A 14,179-nucleotide genomic window follows, 5' to 3' on the forward strand; every position below is an offset into this window, starting at 1 on the left:
ATTGGCGGTGCAGATCTGGCTGCTTTTCAGGCGAGCCCGAAACGCCGTTCCAGCCAGCTTCGCGCCTTGCCCGGCGGCATGGCGCGGATCACCGCGGCGGCGTTGCGATTCTGCCGGTGCTGGATTTCGGCGATGTGCAAATAGAGCCGGGCGGCACGCCAGCTGTGGTCGGGATGGCAAAGCTCCAGAATTCTGCGCCACACCGCGTTGGCATGGCTGGGGTGCTCCGTAAAACAGCTGTGCCATAGAATCTCCAACGCGTAGGCCTGCGACGCGCGGGGCTCGATTTGGGGTGCCAGCGCAAGGCACTTCTTGAGTTCGCGCTCGGCGAAGGCCAGCCGTCCCTGCTTGAGCGCCACGCGGATCGGCCATGCCATCACGGCGACCGTGCCATAGGCGTCATGGCATGATTGCGCTTCACGCGCGGCTTCTTCCAGAATCGACAAGGCAGCGCCCGGGTCCGCGTGTTCCGCAACCGAGGCGAGGGCCTGGACGCGATACCACGCGTCGGGACAGCCGCGCGCCGCCCGCAGCGCCTCGGCGGTGTCGGTCGGCGCCAGCTGCCCCGCCCGCTGACGCCCGATCAGGGACGCGCGCGACGGCATGGGCGTATGCGGATAGCGTTGCTCGCGGGAAGACATGAGGCTTGGTCGCGGCGCGAGCGGACACGGTTCGCGGTAAGATCCGCCTCCGGCTCGATCAGGGTCAGAACGCCGCCTGTGTCGCCGTTCCCGCCACCACGTACCAGGTCACGAACAGGCCGCAGATCAGGGCGCCCGGCAGGCTCGAGCCGGTCCGCCGCCAGGTGAAAGTCGCGACCACGGCGCAGATCGCCAGCAGCGGCACGAACTGGATGGCGACGATGGTCGAGAGCGGCACGAAGCCGGGGTCGGGCAGCGGGTCGAACAGCTTTCCGGTCAGCCACAGCGTGCCGTATTGCAGCGCCAGCAGCACGATGAAGCCCAGTGTCAGCGCCAGGATGTTGCTGAGATAGAGGGAGGCGCGGCCGGCCGCCATGGTCGAGAAATTCCGGTGCAGCACGTGCAGCGCGATCACGAAAAACGCCGTGAATGGCACCAGGTAGATCAGGAACATCAGCGCCTGCCTGGCGCTCATCAGCTTCAGCGCCACGATCCAGAACCGGAAGTCGATCTTGAAGGCGAGGTCGGCCAGCCACAGCGCGGCATAGCCGATCGCGACGGTGGCGAGCGCGATCACGACCGACTGCCCGACGATCCCGGCCCGCCTGGCCCGCTTGGGCGCGAACCGCATCAAAGCCAGTGTGATCAGGGCGTTGATGACCGCCCAGACCATGATCTGGTTGGTGATGCCCTGGGGCAGCCAGGCTGACGGCTTTACAAAAGTGCCGGCCAACGCCAGGGCCGGATAATAGGTCAGCGCCGGGATGAACGCGGTCAGGATGAAGGCCGTGGTCCAGCGCCGGCCGTCTGCCGCCGAATGGGCCGGCATGGTGCCGTCGGCGATTTCGGGCAGCCGCAGGCGGGAATACATCTTGGCTTCCAGCAGGGCGTCGAAGGCACCGATCAGGAGAACGACAAAGCCGAGCAGGGCGATGAGCGTGCCGATTTCCTTGCGGAACCAGATCTGGTCACCGGCCGGCAGCGGCGCGCCGCCCTTCAATGTCTTGGCGAACCAGTCGAGGCTGTAGCCGATCGCCTCGTGGGAAATGTGCTCGGCCGGGTGGGTGATGGCCGGCGTATAGAGCACCCGCGCGGTGCCTTTGGCGATATCACCATAGACCTTGCCGGGTTCGACCGGCCCCTGGGTACCGAACATGGCCCACAGTTTTGGGCTCTGGGTGACGTCCCGGGCCCGATCGACGCCCCACATCAGGGTCGAGAATTCCTCGTATTGGGCGAACACCAGGGCAACGTTCCGCGGCCAGCTCGGGGTGCCGTCGGCGGCGAACGGCTTGCCGGTGGACGACCCCTCCAGCACCATCGATTGGTAGTCGTCGGGCATCGCGGCCGCGGCGGCCAGCACGGCCCAGCCGCCCATCGAATGACCCTCGAGGCCGATATTGGCCTTGTCGACGAACTCGAGACTGCGCAGGTAAGCCAGCCCGTCCGGCCCCCCAAACCCGTGGGCGAAGGCGGGCGGGTCGCTGTAGCCGTGGCCGGTCTGGTCGAGGGCGAGGACGACATAGCCGCGGCGGGCGAACTCGATGGCAAAGCCGTCCTGGGTCTCGCGCGAATTGATGTAGCCGTGGGCCGCGAGAATCCCCGGCGCCGGAATCTGCGGCGTGGCATTGGCCGGGATGTAGAGCAGGGCACTCATGGTGTTGCCCTTGGCGCCCTTGAACCTAACGTCCTGGATCCGGATGCCGCCGGCGGTCTGGGTCAGGTGGGCCAGCAGTCCGCCGGCCAAAATGAGGAGGACACCGGCAATCGCCAACGACCATCTGCCGCGCATGGACGTCTCCTCTTTGGCCTCAGCCGTTGACCCGGCCGCCTGTTTGTTTGCAGCTTCGCTTTGAGTGTGATTGTTAGCCTACCCGCGTACTTTAGGCATTATGTATTTGATATCGCTCGATATTGCTCCATGGCGTGACGCCCAACCCACGATTAACCCACGCTGCTATTTTGGCCCTCGCACGGGTCGGAGATGAACGCTAGTGACGCAAACAGGGGCATGTCTGTGGAACAGGAGGTCGGTGGTTCGAGCCCACCCAACTGTACCACTTGATTCTCAGTATAAATTATCGATTTGGCCTTCGAGCACTACCTTGGAGAAATCCCGCTGCGCTAATGCTTGAGCTAATGCGCGCCAATGGCGGGGACAATGAATTACGCCCCGCCGAAGGCTAGTTTATCGGGTCGAGTTCTCGCTTTGTCCTTGTGCTTGGTGACGGGCTGCAGTTGAATGTTGCCGGCGAGTCGCGTTCCGCGACACGCGAGACCTCAGCATGACAGAGCACCAATTCGGCGGCGCTTGGACCGAGCTTAAGCTCGATGCCATCTGCTATTATTTGGAATGCTATACCAAGGCTCTGACCCAAAAGAATTTCGATCTTTGGTACGTGGACGTTTTCGCCGGCACGGGTGATCGCACCAACGAAAAGCTCACTGGTGGGCTGCTTGAGCGCCAGCCGGTGCAATGGGTGACGGAAACCCTACCGGGCTCTGCCAAACGAGCGCTGAATATCCGGCCAGCCTTCAAGCACTTCATTTTTAATGAGAGCGACGATCAGCACAACAAAGCCCTGCACGCTCTCAAGGCCGCTAACCGGTCGCTCGACATCGAGATCATTGACCGCGATGCCAACGCAGCCATTAGAGAAGTTTTTTCACGGCAGGTCTGGCGGCGCGGCGCTTCCGGTGGAGCTCGTGCGGCAGTGTTTCTTGATCCCTATGCACTGCAGGTGGATTGGGCGACCCTGGAACTCTTGGCAAAAACGCAGTGCGTGGACGTCTGGTATCTATTCCCACTTCAGGACGTCACTCGCCAGCTTGCGAACAAGCTCAGCGGCGTCGGCCCAAAGCAGAAAAAACTGGATCGAGTGCTAAGTCCCGCATGGCGCGATCTTTATGAGCTTCCGCCGCCCACCAGCGATCTCTTCGCGAAAACATTATTCGACGCGATGATCCCGGAATTCGCTGCTGATGAACGACGCAACGCAACCAAAGCGCAGATTGAAACTTGGTTCAAAGGTCGCATGGAGACACTTTTCCCATACGTCTCCGAACCGCTGCCGCTCTTCACCAACATCAATCAACAGAAATTTTCGTTGTTCTTGGCGGTCGCCAATCCGAGCGCGCCGGCAATCGATCTCGCCAAGAAATTCCACCGGTACGTCATGAAAAACTATGGGCCGACGGCATCTCGTCGTATGTCCGCCCATTGAGCATCCGGCCAGCGGCCTTCTTATTCTTGCCGCCCCACTGTTTGAAAAAGAACGCTGTACCTGATTTCCGGCACATCGCTTCGATCTCGCTGACCCATTCGGGGTTCATAGGTCTTGCTCGCGGACCGCTTTCGCCGCCGACGATTGCCCAATCGATATCTGTGAGGTCTCCGGCCGCGACCGAGCCAATTAAAGGCTCTAAGGAAACAAACCGGATTGCCGCTGGTACTTTCCGAATATCATCGAGTCGCGATAGCACACGTCCATCCTCGACGCTGGCACCGAGCCAGACGTTTGGCAGGATCTCGAACTCTGGCTGAGACAAGATCGCGGCCATTCGGTCCGGCCGCTTTGTGAGAATTTGATAGGTGTGCCTCGGGGTCGCTTTCATCGTGGCCCATACGCGCGCAATGAAATCGGGCGGCACGTCCGTGTGAAACAAATCGGACATCGAGTTGACAAAGACCTTGCGCGGCTTTGACCACGACTTCGGCACGTCGATGGACTTGTGATCAAGACGGACCTTACCCGTCCAAACTGATCTTCCGCCGCTCTTTCGAGTAAGGCCTTTGTATTTAGGCTGGCCCATTGCATCGAGCCGAGCGGCCATCCGCATGGCATAGCAATTTGTGCAGCCCGCAGTCAGCACCGTGCACCCCGCCACGGGGTTCCAGGTCGCATCAGTCCATTCAATTGACGTTTCCGCCATCTCCGATCCCCTATGTCCCGCCAGAGATGATGACACTCAAGTGTTAATTAAAGGTCCTTTGTTCACTGTTTGTTCTATCAGTGAGTCGCTGTTGCGTAAATCAGAAAGTACCCGTTAGAGTCGTAATGGAACTCGAGTTCTGGGGACCTCCATGGATCTTGATCATTTTCTGACGGAAACGGTTGCGAAAAGTGTGCAGCATCGCAAGTTCTACCATTTTACCGACCGCAAGAACTTACCGCTGATCCGGCAGCATGGTTTGCTATCCACAAAAGAATTGAAGCGGCTTGGACTGTTCAATGGGATCAAGACTGGCGGAGATGCAAACAGTCTCGCCAGCGATCATGCAAAAGGTACTGACGACTATGTCTGCCTTTGCTTCACTAGCAGTCATCCGATGGTGCATACGGCGATGAATGACGAGCGGAAGCTCGATCCCGTGTATCTTGAAATCCATCCAAACGTAATCAAATTGCCGAACGTGATGATCACAAACGCTCCGTCAAACCAGGCGGGAATAGTTCGCGTCCCGGCCGCAACAGCGCTCGATCAATTGGACCTAGAGGTGATCTATACACGTACAGACTGGAGTAACGCGGACATACAGAGCCGCCTGCAAAAGGCGGAAAAGTACGAAATTCTTATTCCGACAGGCTTGGTAATCCAGCATATAATCGGAGGGCTTTAAACGGGACGCGGATCGATGGCTGAAAGACCAGTTTTTGTACCTTCGGTGACTGGCACCCAACTAGTCCAACAGGTTCAGGTTCGATTTCCTTGGCACCCGGGACTAGCACCGTCACAAAAAAAGAAGAACGTGGTGGAATTGCACCTAGCAGCCAGCGCTCAGGGCCTTAGCCCATTGCTGGAAATCTCCAGCAAGTCAGATTTGGAAGTCGGACAACGGCTCAGCGCCTTCCATCTAAAAATAGATGCAGACGGAGAGCCGACAACAGTCGAATGCGCGTTTCAAGGAAGCAAAGTGTTCGAACACGGCGGCCCCTTCACCGATCTCTTTTCGAAAACGAGCAAGGAGGCAAAGCAAGACCCAAGGATCAAGAACTCAGGTCGATTGATTGGATTTCAATTTGAGGGAAAAAACTTTCCGACCTCGCCTATTACAATGTTCTACGACTGGCTCTATTTCAAAGCGCTATACCAGCACCGCGACTGGATTGCGCGCCGAGAAGAGTGGGCCGGCTTCACAGATATCGAATTCAACCCAGAGCGCTCCGTGAACTGCCAAGCTCGGTCTTTTGCTGCCTTCGTTTCATTGATCAAGCGTCATCGGCTAGAGAAGACGATGTCATCATTTGATGATTTCAAGGCGCAGATGGAGTCTTCTTCGATCTAATGATTGCACGCGACCGTCTTGAAAGGCCGTCGAGCACGGTATTCCCGTCCCCGTATCTTCGCTTCACAGATCGCACGAAATCTAAAAGAGCTGCGCCGCATGAAGAAAATGGCTACTAAGTTTAAGCCGCTATCAACAGCTCCGTGAAACTACTCTTTGCCAGCCTTTTTGGGTCGGCAGACTGCCCGAACCTCTATCTTTGTTCCTTCAGCGGTTGGTTTGCCGAATTCACTCTTAAAATCATTAGCCGCTTCGGCGCAAAGCTTCTCATTCGCGAAGCCTGCTAGATAGTGGCTGAATGACTCCGGGTTATTTCCGCCCACTAGAATCATCAAAATCATCACCCATTCCATGCCCTATCCCCGTTGGTAAAAGTGAAGCTATTTGTCGGCCAGCGTCATGCCGCTCTCACGCGCCCTCTCAGTGAAAGCTTTCATCTCATCAGTCTCGCTGCCGTACATCCCGTAGTATTTCGTCAGACCACGGCAGAGCATAACCCAGGCCTCAAACTTGCGGATACATCGGTCCTCTTGGTCATTGGAGTGCTTGAGCCAGTCCCTCGTATCATTCAGGAACGTTGCCCATTCCTTTTCTGTCTTGAAATCGGCTGGCCGCCCCGCCTTCATTCTATCGAACAAAGGCTGGGGCATGCCGCTGAGGAGCATTCCTTCAGCGGCGCATGAGAGCGTCATCGAAGCCTCATATTCGCCTATTTCATACAAGCGGATCGCAACATCGATCTGACGACCCGCAGCTTCCTTTTTAGTTACAATCCGCATTTCCATCGCGGCAATTATCCTGGGATCAACCACGGCCCTTTAAATCCTTCACTTGTTCGTACTGCCTTGCCCTAGTTCCGTTTGAGGCCCTTGAACGAGCTTTGCCTGAGCAAGCCTTCCGAGGTGATGTCCCGGTATTCAATGTCCGCGAAAAACACCGGGTCTACCCAAGTCGCCTTGGGCTTTTTGACCTGTCTGGTGAGCTTCGATTTCGGGCTGACAACGGAATCAAGCTGCTTTCGGATTTGGCTAGAAACCGTCCGAGACCAGCCCGTGCCGACCTTCCCCATGTAGACCAAATCCTTGCCTTCTTTCTTGCCAAGGTACAGCGCAGCGACGCCGGTAGGATCCTTGACGAAGCCGATCACCGGGAACTTCCCCTTGATGACAGTTTTGATTTTCAGCCAAGACTCAGTTCGCTCCGATCGGTAAGGCGCAGTCGCGTTCTTGGAGATGATGCCTTCCCATCCCAGCTTCGCGGCATGCTCAAACATCTCCTGCCCGTCGCCGGTCAAATGTTCACTGTAGAGGACCGGCATATCGATATCGTTTTCGCCGATTAGGTCAGCCAGCATTTCCTTGCGTTCGAGCTGGGGAAGTTTGCGGAGATCGCCATCACGCCAGAGCAGGTCGAAGGCGTAGTAGACGAGCCGATCCTGCCTGCCTGAGGCAAGTTCGGCTTGAAGTTCAGAAAAATTGGTCCGGACTTCGTGGATGACGACCACTTCGCCATCGATGATGGCTTGCCCCGGAATATCGAAGGCGCTGGCAATCAGTGAGAAGCGCTTGGTCCAGTCCAATCCGTTTCGGGTGAAGACCTTCTTCTTCCCGGCGTTGACGTGCACCTGGACGCGGTAGCCGTCGTATTTTATTTCGTGAATCCACTGGTCGCCCTTGGGAGCTTTGCTCTTCAGGGTCGCAAGCTGGGGCTTAATGAACCCCGGCATCACCGGTTTGCTATTCTTCGCCACTCACGCAACTCACAAAAAATACTATTCTGCGTCTTCCTTACGAGGCACGCAATGCATTTTGAACGATAGAAACAACGGTGTCGCCCGGCATTCGGCCGGTGGTTGGCAATCGTTCGGCTAAAGTTAGCACCGCCCGCCACACGTCGGGCTTATCCATTACGGCGCACGCTTCCTTGGACCGCTCCACAAAAAGTCCTTTTGCCTCAGGTTGGTTCAAGCCGATCCTTTGACAAGTTTCAATGGCCATCTGATGGTCATCGCTGCACCCGTGGTCAAGCCAGACCGAGTCGAATGATACGCCTCCGAATTTTGCTTGCGCCGCTGCTCCGGCGGCAAATTCAAAAAGCCGCACGCTCGCCCATTCCAATGGATCGATGCCCATAAAGGAAAACAGCTTGCGCCATTCTTCCACCGTCGGCCATTTGTCTTCCCTGATGCCTTCGCGCTCCCCAAATTCCTTAAGCCCGGGCATGTGCAGCGGTAGTTCGAACATGGAGCAGTGTGGAGTGCCCCGGTCCATTTCTATCCAACGGATAGCGTTTTCATTAGTGATGCCTACGCGGCCTATAGAGAGAACGCGGGCAACGGCATGGCCGGACTCATGGACGGCAATACCTCTCCTTGCACCCCCACCGAAATCCATTCGCTCTCCTCCAATGACCAGATCGCTGCAAAAACGTGCGATAAGTATCGCTCTAGGGGGTGCGGAACAAGCCCGTCGCGACTTCAAGATCGAAAACCTTCACGATCACACGACTCGGCGCGCGAGTCCCTCAAGCTGTTCAAGGTTCAGGGTGGAAAGGGTTCGCAGGGCTTCTGCACGGCGAGAGCATTCGGGATCGACTGACGCCGATGCGTTGCCCAGCATCACAGTGACTGCGGCGCGGTTTGTCTTGGTGAATTTGCCTTCCACGCCACTTCGGCCATAGCGTCCCATAACTAGGTCGCGCAGATCGGTCTTTTCGTCTTCGGTCAATTCGACCAGACCGTTTACGAAGTCGCTAATCCTCTTGGGCAGGATACCCGTCGCCTCCGTTGCGAATGAAAGGAGCGTCATGTTGCCCGGCGACACCAGCGCCTGCTTGAGGGCAAAATCAGCGTGCCACAATTCGAGGCGGCCCATGGCGTCCTCGCCAAGGTCAAGGCCGACTAGCGCGAAGTCTTCCAACTCCTCGCGAGGGATCGCCGTTACGCGTGCGACTTCACGCAGCGCCGTGCGATCAAGAGTCCTCAAATTAATCCTGATACGTTCGCGGTCAGCCATTTCAGTTTATCCTCTATCTCGTGTTTATGGAGTTCTGCCGCAGCGTCTTGCTCGGCATATACGTCCGCGAGGTCCTTCGGCCACAGTTTGACTGCGGGTCGATCAACCCAGGTAATGAGGCATTCGGGGTTTGCGGGATGCTCGGTCACCGAAATCTCGAACAGCGCGACCCTACTAATTAAGCGCCATCCGAGCAGACGCTTCGCGCCGATGGAGAACCCGTATTGCTTCCCGGCGCGAATATCGGACGCGACGCGTGCCACGCCCGGTTGGCCTTCTGCCAAAACGGCCTCGGCCCAAAGACCGCGCTCGCGCCTTTCGATCAGCGTGAGCGTGCCTGCGATCCTGGTTTCATCGTGGTCGAGGTACAGGCGGACATCCTCGGTCTCGACTGCACCAAAAGCGTCATTGCTGACGCTGCGCCAGCGCTTGTCGACGTGTGGTGTGCTGGCGTACCCGGCAATCCGCATAGTCACACGCCGCCGAGTGTGCGTTTCAAGTCGCCGAGCACGGCGCTCAGGATTACGAGTCGCGAGGTTCGTTCGTCCATACCGCACATATGAGCGAGGTACACCCGGCAGCATTCGAGGCCTTCGGTGCGCGTATCAACGATGCCCTCTAGGACAAGGTCATCCGCAAACTTGATGAGCGCGCTGCTCTTGGACAAGTTTTGGGCCACGTTGCTGCGCTCGCTTGCCGTAAGCGGCAGCTTCTTTACAGCGTTTCCGTCTTCGTCTTCAATCATTGGGTGACTTCTCCATTGAGCGGGTCAACCATCCGACCAACTCCTTGTTCTGCACGCCGTCGATAGGCGTAGTGAACAACTCGCTATGCTCACGGATCAAACGCGTGAGCCTGCGGGCATCGTTGCGCCCCGAGACTAGGCGCATAGCGACAATCAGTTTTTCGAAAGACGAGAGTGTGTTGAGTTTTTCGGTCATTGGGCCTCATCCGGGCAACGCCATAAAGGCAGGGGCAGTGAACTCAAGGATTTCAGATGACGCAGAGCGCGTCGGGCGCGATTGGATCGCGACGATTGCAGGATGACACAGCGCCGGACGAGATAACGATATGTCTTTTCGGCTGCACCTCAGAGATGCGTTTGCGGTACAACTAAAGGTTGAGATGTACCTTTACACTCCTGAACTAGTCGCCGACAAACAATTATCGACAACGCGCAACGGCGCAAACCAAACGGAGCAAGCAAATGGCATTCATCGTAACCGTCATCCACAAGGGCAAAGAAGTTCCTCTGCGCGGCACCGTCTGGGCCTTCGAAATGGATCGCGCGACGAAGCACGAAACCCACGAAGCTGCCGAGGCCGCGCTCGTCGCAGCGAAGAAGTTCATGCACTCGCGGGTGTACAAGAAGGCGACCATCAAGGAGATCAAGGACGAGTTCGCGGCGCAGGCCGACGCGTCGCTTGTCGGGGACGACGGCATCAATGCCCCTGAGTGCACGTTGCTCGAACCGCAGGGCACAACCTTGACTCAAGAAGAGATCGACGCATTCGAGTTGCCTGCGGCCGTGGTTGACGTTCCGGCGTTCCTGCCCACAGGGGGCGCACCTGAGGCCGCCAAGGTCAAGGCCCCGGCTGCACCGAAGGCCCCGACGAAGAAAGCCCAGGTACTCGCCCTGATCGAAGCCGCGCCGCACAGCGTCGAAATGATCGCCGCCGAAATGAGCATCACAACGGGCGCAGCAAACGCGTTGATTGGCGACCTCAAGCGCGCAAAGGTGCAGATCGAAACCATCAAGGTCGCGGGCCAGAAGGTGCAGTACAAGGCCTGACACTTTCGAATACCGAAGACGACGAAGGGCCTCGCAACAATGCGGGGCCGTTTTCGCGTTTTGGCGGCGCGTTGTAAGCGCCCGTGATGCGTCGAAATTTTGGGGTCCCCCATAGGCGGCGCTCGCAAAATAGCGAAGTGACCGGACCCACTCGCAACCCTCGCCGCCGTCGCGCAAGCACCCGAACGTCGCGACGAGTGTGCCGTCAAGGGCTCGTAGCAAAGGCACATTGCCGACGAAGACGCAACCGGATACCCTTGTTCAATGTGGATTACGTTGGCGGCAAACGGTCCTATGGCTCTATACACGGGCTGGCTTCTGAAAAAGAAAGCCGTGCAAGCGCGCGTTTTCCCGTCGCCAATCTCCAAGGCGTTCATAACAGACCTCTCGATAGATATCGCCCGCCGATACAGCAGGCGAACACCCAATCGCTATCAGCACGCCCGACTAGCCCGTGATTATCTATTTGAGCGGGCCATGAAGAGGATAAGGGGCACACCGGTCGCATACTACGATTTTATCGACGACTTTATGTCCCGACACAATGTAGCGCCTCTGCCACCCCTTTTGCCAAATGCTCCCGAAAATCCTGAGGAGCCTACAGAGGCGCAGAAAATAATCCGATCCATAACCAACGATGCTTCTCGATGAATTTGATGTACCGCCTATTTGGCCTGTTCCCATTGTTCTTGCTTGCTGCCTGCGACGTAAACGAGCGCAGTGTCACGCTCCTCAGATGCGAACAAACTCCCCTCGACAGCAACTTCCGATGCCCGAAGATTGTTGGCAAAGGTTCGGAGATGATTATCAAGGTCAATACGAGCACGCAGAAGGTTCAGCTCGACGTAACCGAATTTAATGGCCAATTCTTCCCCGGCCAAATTATCCTGGACAAGTGCTCAGTCGTTGATGCGAAGAACTGGATATGCAGTTCTGAAAGCAGGAGTAATGCCCCTGCCTTTAAATTTGAGATCATTACGACCCATGGCATGTACCGGGGTCACTACTACTACAAACTCGAGGGCGGGGGCCCACCCTATTATTACTCATCGAGCGTGAGCGGATTACCGCGAATGATGGTCAACACTGGTCTTTGGAACTATGAGGAGGCGCAGAAGCATGACTAGATCGGCCATCTTTTCCATGTCCTCGGTGGACACGGGAGCGCTATGGATCATAGGCCGTCATAGCGGTGCCGCGGGCCATCTCTTGCGCGATGTTCTCACGGTGCCGAAGGGCCGTATGGCCCGGCCCTAAATTCCGCGACTAGTAGCTCGGCTTCGGTCATCAGTCGTGCGGTCTTGGCATGATTTCCGATCACGGGCGGGGGAGAGCCGAGCGGTATCGCCGGGGCAAGGTTTGGTGCGGGCTTCTCGGGCGGTGGTTGATCGCGGAATCTGAACAGCCGAACTTCAACGGGGTATTGGGCATCGACTTGGCAGAGTGTGACCGCGCCAGCGACCGCGTTCGCCACGTCGTCATGAGCGCCCGGGGCGTGGTCAACGGTATCGCGACCGCCGCGCGCTGTGCGACGTTCTAGGTTGCCGAGTTGCGTGGACAGGCGCTTGATATCTAGTAGCCGCGCCGTGCCGCTGTTGAGACGTGGCAATAAGTCCAAGTACAGCTCTGATCGGTTGCGCTCGCTGTGGACGTATTCGACACCATGCTCGGCAAACTCTGAGACGACCCATTGGCTCGCATATCGATCGCCCGTGACCGTTGTCAGGCCATATGACTTAATGGTGACGCAGAGTTCCGCGACGGTGGTTGCCGGGTGGAACGGGGCAGGGACCTCTCGGACACAATCGAGGATCGAGTACGCGCCGACCGCGTGGGCAATAGCCAGCGTGAAGGAATCCGACGAACCGCCCGATGGGTCGGCAAAGGCGACATATTGCGTCTCATGGTTAGGTGCCCGTTCAGCGACAGCCGAGTCCACACATGCATCAATGACTGACTGCGCAACGAAGGCGGAAACGTCGGTTCGGAATTCGGCACCGTACTCGGCTGACGCGGCTTGCTGGTCGTCGGCGTAGGCATCGGCAATGACGCCGTGGTCGCGGCTCAGGGTTGGATTCATTCTCCACGTTGGGGCTTTCACGACCAGAACGTTGTCGCCGTTCTTCTTGAAGTGCTTTTTATACTTTGAATACAGCAAACCACGGTGAGCGTATGGGCTGGAAATGCCGATCAACAGCGCGCCGGGAATGGTTGCCATTGCGGGCTTGAGGGCATCATAAACCGCGGTATCCGGATTTACGGTGGTCTCGGTCGAAAGCCAGTATGCGACCTCGTCCAGAACGCAGGCGACGACTGTCCGACCGCGAACGCGTCGCTTGTCATTCGTGGTGATTGAGATCATCAACCCATTGGTCAGTTCGATGCCGTCGCTCAGTTCGTCCTTCACATAAGGCTTGAGAAGCGGCTGCTCGAACATGGCAGTGACGTACTTCAGACACACAGCCGCTTGGATGCGGTCCACGGCGAGTAGCTGAATAACGCCAGTTTCACCCGGGGTTAGGTAGTCCGTGAACTTGCGTTCTTCGTTCGCAATGGTCGCGAGGTAGACCACGATGCTTGCGGCTTTCACGTCTTTGCCCGAGCGACGGCCCGCGATGATCCATGCTTCGGTAGCCTGCTGCGACTGCGGCTCGGTTCGCCCGGTCAATTCCGTGAAGATGCGCAGTTCGTCGGGATCGAGGGGATCGCCGAAGATGGCCTTGTCCAAGACGCGCCATGTGTCCCAGGTCGAGCCGGCTTCGGTATCACCGTCGAACCACGGGCCGAACAATTCAGGGAGGCAGCATGCTTCTGCGTATGTCGTGCTCATCAGTCTTTGCCTGGGTAAAGATCTACGCCGTGCTCGATGGGCGCTGTGGTGACAGGCGGTTCGCCCTTCTTGACGAGCTTCAGCGCTGCTCGCCGATCCAGAAACGCCTTGAGGTCGTTGGGCTGCTCGGCCTTCTTCTCGAGGCCCAAGCTGGTGAACAGGCGCAGCATGACCGTCGTACTGCGGGCGTAGGCTTCACTATCGAAACCGCGTCCGGCAAGATGCAGGGCATCGGCGTATTCGCATGCGACTTGCAGCGTGATCGCACGTTGCAGGAGCGAATACTTTGCCACGGGCAGACGCCCATATTCCGTCTCGTACAGATGATGCAGATACTGGGTGCGCCACTCCTGCCAGTACCCCATGCCGGGCGTCACCTTGGCATGCTCGTTCCACTCAATCGGCGTCATGCCGATAGTCGACTTATACTCGGTCATAACGTTGTCCTTCCGGTACTGTGCGTTCGATCAATCATAGGTTGAAACATGGGTTGACACAAATTATCTTTTGATTGTCGTTTGTTATCAACGCGGAGCGATTGTTGACGTTGCAATCGACCCGCGTCCTACGAGGGCAACCCGAGCGGCAGCGATTTTAAAGGGGGTACACTGCGTT

The 14,179-nt window shown here is 57.5% G+C and carries 18 protein-coding genes; 5 read left to right on the forward strand and 13 right to left on the reverse strand.

What is annotated here, in order from left to right:
- Positions 1 to 26 precede the first annotated feature (26 nt).
- Both ACSQ84_RS09790 and ACSQ84_RS09795 read right to left on the reverse strand, forming a co-directional pair.
- Complete coding sequence (locus tag ACSQ84_RS09790; protein ID WP_436211472.1) at positions 27 to 641, reverse strand: hypothetical protein; 615 nt, start codon at positions 639 to 641, stop codon at positions 27 to 29.
- Positions 642 to 705: 64 nt separating this feature from the next.
- A complete protein-coding gene (locus ACSQ84_RS09795) occupies positions 706 to 2,433 on the reverse strand; it encodes an alpha/beta hydrolase family protein (RefSeq protein ID WP_436211473.1) in 1,728 nt (575 codons plus the stop codon).
- 493 nt (positions 2,434 to 2,926) lie between these two features.
- On the opposite strand from ACSQ84_RS09795, the gene tcmP reads away from it, so the two are divergent.
- Positions 2,927 to 3,865, forward strand: a complete 939-nt coding sequence (gene tcmP, locus ACSQ84_RS09800) for a three-Cys-motif partner protein TcmP (protein WP_436211474.1) — start codon at positions 2,927 to 2,929, stop codon at positions 3,863 to 3,865.
- On the opposite strand, the gene ACSQ84_RS09805 is transcribed toward tcmP, so the two are convergent.
- The gene (locus ACSQ84_RS09805; protein WP_436211475.1) at positions 3,816 to 4,574 is read right to left on the reverse strand and encodes a DUF5131 family protein; all 759 of its coding nucleotides are present in this window, start codon (positions 4,572 to 4,574) and stop codon (positions 3,816 to 3,818) included. The genes tcmP and ACSQ84_RS09805 overlap by 50 nt on opposite strands.
- 151 nt (positions 4,575 to 4,725) lie before the next feature.
- On the opposite strand from ACSQ84_RS09805, the gene ACSQ84_RS09810 reads away from it, so the two are divergent.
- On the forward strand, positions 4,726 to 5,262 hold the full coding sequence (locus tag ACSQ84_RS09810) for a DarT ssDNA thymidine ADP-ribosyltransferase family protein (RefSeq protein WP_436211476.1): 537 nt from the start codon (positions 4,726 to 4,728) through the stop codon (positions 5,260 to 5,262).
- A 15-nt stretch (positions 5,263 to 5,277) separates the two neighbouring features.
- Positions 5,278 to 5,928: a DarT1-associated NADAR antitoxin family protein gene (locus ACSQ84_RS09815; protein ID WP_436211477.1), complete on the forward strand. Its 651-nt coding sequence runs from the start codon at positions 5,278 to 5,280 to the stop codon at positions 5,926 to 5,928.
- Positions 5,929 to 6,077: 149 nt separating this feature from the next.
- Here ACSQ84_RS09815 and ACSQ84_RS09820 read toward each other — a convergent pair whose 3' ends face one another.
- The 8 genes from ACSQ84_RS09820 to ACSQ84_RS09855 all read right to left on the reverse strand — a co-directional run bounded on the left by ACSQ84_RS09820 (position 6,078) and on the right by ACSQ84_RS09855 (position 9,883).
- Positions 6,078 to 6,281, reverse strand: coding sequence for a hypothetical protein (locus tag ACSQ84_RS09820; RefSeq protein ID WP_436211478.1), 204 nt, complete (start codon positions 6,279 to 6,281; stop codon positions 6,078 to 6,080).
- Between the two features lie 27 nt (positions 6,282 to 6,308).
- Entirely contained in the window at positions 6,309 to 6,740 is a 432-nt protein-coding gene (locus ACSQ84_RS09825) for a hypothetical protein (protein WP_436211479.1), read from the reverse strand.
- A 38-nt stretch (positions 6,741 to 6,778) separates the two neighbouring features.
- Complete coding sequence (ligD, locus tag ACSQ84_RS09830; protein ID WP_436211480.1) at positions 6,779 to 7,678, reverse strand: non-homologous end-joining DNA ligase; 900 nt, start codon at positions 7,676 to 7,678, stop codon at positions 6,779 to 6,781.
- A gap of 37 nt (positions 7,679 to 7,715) precedes the next feature.
- Positions 7,716 to 8,321, reverse strand: coding sequence for a hypothetical protein (locus tag ACSQ84_RS09835; RefSeq protein ID WP_436211481.1), 606 nt, complete (start codon positions 8,319 to 8,321; stop codon positions 7,716 to 7,718).
- 105 nt (positions 8,322 to 8,426) lie between these two features.
- On the reverse strand, positions 8,427 to 8,942 hold the full coding sequence (locus ACSQ84_RS09840) for a hypothetical protein (protein WP_436211482.1): 516 nt from the start codon (positions 8,940 to 8,942) through the stop codon (positions 8,427 to 8,429).
- Complete coding sequence (locus ACSQ84_RS09845) at positions 8,909 to 9,412, reverse strand: HK97 family phage prohead protease (RefSeq protein WP_436211483.1); 504 nt, start codon at positions 9,410 to 9,412, stop codon at positions 8,909 to 8,911. The genes ACSQ84_RS09840 and ACSQ84_RS09845 overlap by 34 nt, the downstream gene beginning before the upstream one ends.
- Before the next feature lie 2 nt (positions 9,413 to 9,414).
- Positions 9,415 to 9,687, reverse strand: a complete 273-nt coding sequence (locus ACSQ84_RS09850) for a hypothetical protein (protein ID WP_436211484.1) — start codon at positions 9,685 to 9,687, stop codon at positions 9,415 to 9,417.
- On the reverse strand, positions 9,680 to 9,883 hold the full coding sequence (locus tag ACSQ84_RS09855; protein ID WP_436211485.1) for a hypothetical protein: 204 nt from the start codon (positions 9,881 to 9,883) through the stop codon (positions 9,680 to 9,682). Before ACSQ84_RS09855 ends, ACSQ84_RS09850 begins: the two co-directional genes overlap by 8 nt.
- 266 nt (positions 9,884 to 10,149) lie before the next feature.
- Here ACSQ84_RS09855 and ACSQ84_RS09860 point away from each other — a divergent pair, with 266 nt between their 5' ends.
- Both ACSQ84_RS09860 and ACSQ84_RS09865 read left to right on the forward strand, forming a co-directional pair.
- The gene (locus ACSQ84_RS09860) at positions 10,150 to 10,734 is read left to right on the forward strand and encodes a hypothetical protein (protein WP_436211486.1); all 585 of its coding nucleotides are present in this window, start codon (positions 10,150 to 10,152) and stop codon (positions 10,732 to 10,734) included.
- A 647-nt stretch (positions 10,735 to 11,381) separates the two neighbouring features.
- On the forward strand, positions 11,382 to 11,861 hold the full coding sequence (locus ACSQ84_RS09865) for a hypothetical protein (protein ID WP_436211487.1): 480 nt from the start codon (positions 11,382 to 11,384) through the stop codon (positions 11,859 to 11,861).
- A gap of 95 nt (positions 11,862 to 11,956) precedes the next feature.
- On the opposite strand, the gene ACSQ84_RS09870 is transcribed toward ACSQ84_RS09865, so the two are convergent.
- Both ACSQ84_RS09870 and ACSQ84_RS09875 read right to left on the reverse strand, forming a co-directional pair.
- Positions 11,957 to 13,564: a hypothetical protein gene (locus tag ACSQ84_RS09870; RefSeq protein WP_436211488.1), complete on the reverse strand. Its 1,608-nt coding sequence runs from the start codon at positions 13,562 to 13,564 to the stop codon at positions 11,957 to 11,959.
- The gene (locus tag ACSQ84_RS09875) at positions 13,564 to 14,001 is read right to left on the reverse strand and encodes a hypothetical protein (RefSeq protein WP_436211489.1); all 438 of its coding nucleotides are present in this window, start codon (positions 13,999 to 14,001) and stop codon (positions 13,564 to 13,566) included. The genes ACSQ84_RS09870 and ACSQ84_RS09875 overlap by 1 nt, the downstream gene beginning before the upstream one ends.
- Positions 14,002 to 14,179: the final 178 nt, after the last annotated feature.

This window comes from Bradyrhizobium sp. LjRoot220, from assembly GCF_964252915.1.
In the GTDB taxonomy this organism is placed as follows: Bacteria; Pseudomonadota; Alphaproteobacteria; order Rhizobiales; family Xanthobacteraceae; genus Bradyrhizobium.

Coding starts and splice junctions, on each gene's coding strand:
- ACSQ84_RS09790 (WP_436211472.1), bottom strand. CDS start 641: ATGTCTTCCCGCGAGCAACGCTATCCGCATACGCCCATGCCGTCGCGC.
- ACSQ84_RS09795 (WP_436211473.1), bottom strand. CDS start 2,433: ATGCGCGGCAGATGGTCGTTGGCGATTGCCGGTGTCCTCCTCATTTTG.
- tcmP (WP_436211474.1), top strand. CDS start 2,927: ATGACAGAGCACCAATTCGGCGGCGCTTGGACCGAGCTTAAGCTCGAT.
- ACSQ84_RS09805 (WP_436211475.1), bottom strand. CDS start 4,574: ATGGCGGAAACGTCAATTGAATGGACTGATGCGACCTGGAACCCCGTG.
- ACSQ84_RS09810 (WP_436211476.1), top strand. CDS start 4,726: ATGGATCTTGATCATTTTCTGACGGAAACGGTTGCGAAAAGTGTGCAG.
- ACSQ84_RS09815 (WP_436211477.1), top strand. CDS start 5,278: ATGGCTGAAAGACCAGTTTTTGTACCTTCGGTGACTGGCACCCAACTA.
- ACSQ84_RS09820 (WP_436211478.1), bottom strand. CDS start 6,281: ATGGAATGGGTGATGATTTTGATGATTCTAGTGGGCGGAAATAACCCG.
- ACSQ84_RS09835 (WP_436211481.1), bottom strand. CDS start 8,321: ATGGATTTCGGTGGGGGTGCAAGGAGAGGTATTGCCGTCCATGAGTCC.
- ACSQ84_RS09840 (WP_436211482.1), bottom strand. CDS start 8,942: ATGGCTGACCGCGAACGTATCAGGATTAATTTGAGGACTCTTGATCGC.
- ACSQ84_RS09845 (WP_436211483.1), bottom strand. CDS start 9,412: ATGCGGATTGCCGGGTACGCCAGCACACCACACGTCGACAAGCGCTGG.
- ACSQ84_RS09850 (WP_436211484.1), bottom strand. CDS start 9,687: ATGATTGAAGACGAAGACGGAAACGCTGTAAAGAAGCTGCCGCTTACG.
- ACSQ84_RS09855 (WP_436211485.1), bottom strand. CDS start 9,883: ATGACCGAAAAACTCAACACACTCTCGTCTTTCGAAAAACTGATTGTC.
- ACSQ84_RS09860 (WP_436211486.1), top strand. CDS start 10,150: ATGGCATTCATCGTAACCGTCATCCACAAGGGCAAAGAAGTTCCTCTG.
- ACSQ84_RS09865 (WP_436211487.1), top strand. CDS start 11,382: ATGAATTTGATGTACCGCCTATTTGGCCTGTTCCCATTGTTCTTGCTT.
- ACSQ84_RS09870 (WP_436211488.1), bottom strand. CDS start 13,564: ATGAGCACGACATACGCAGAAGCATGCTGCCTCCCTGAATTGTTCGGC.
- ACSQ84_RS09875 (WP_436211489.1), bottom strand. CDS start 14,001: ATGACCGAGTATAAGTCGACTATCGGCATGACGCCGATTGAGTGGAAC.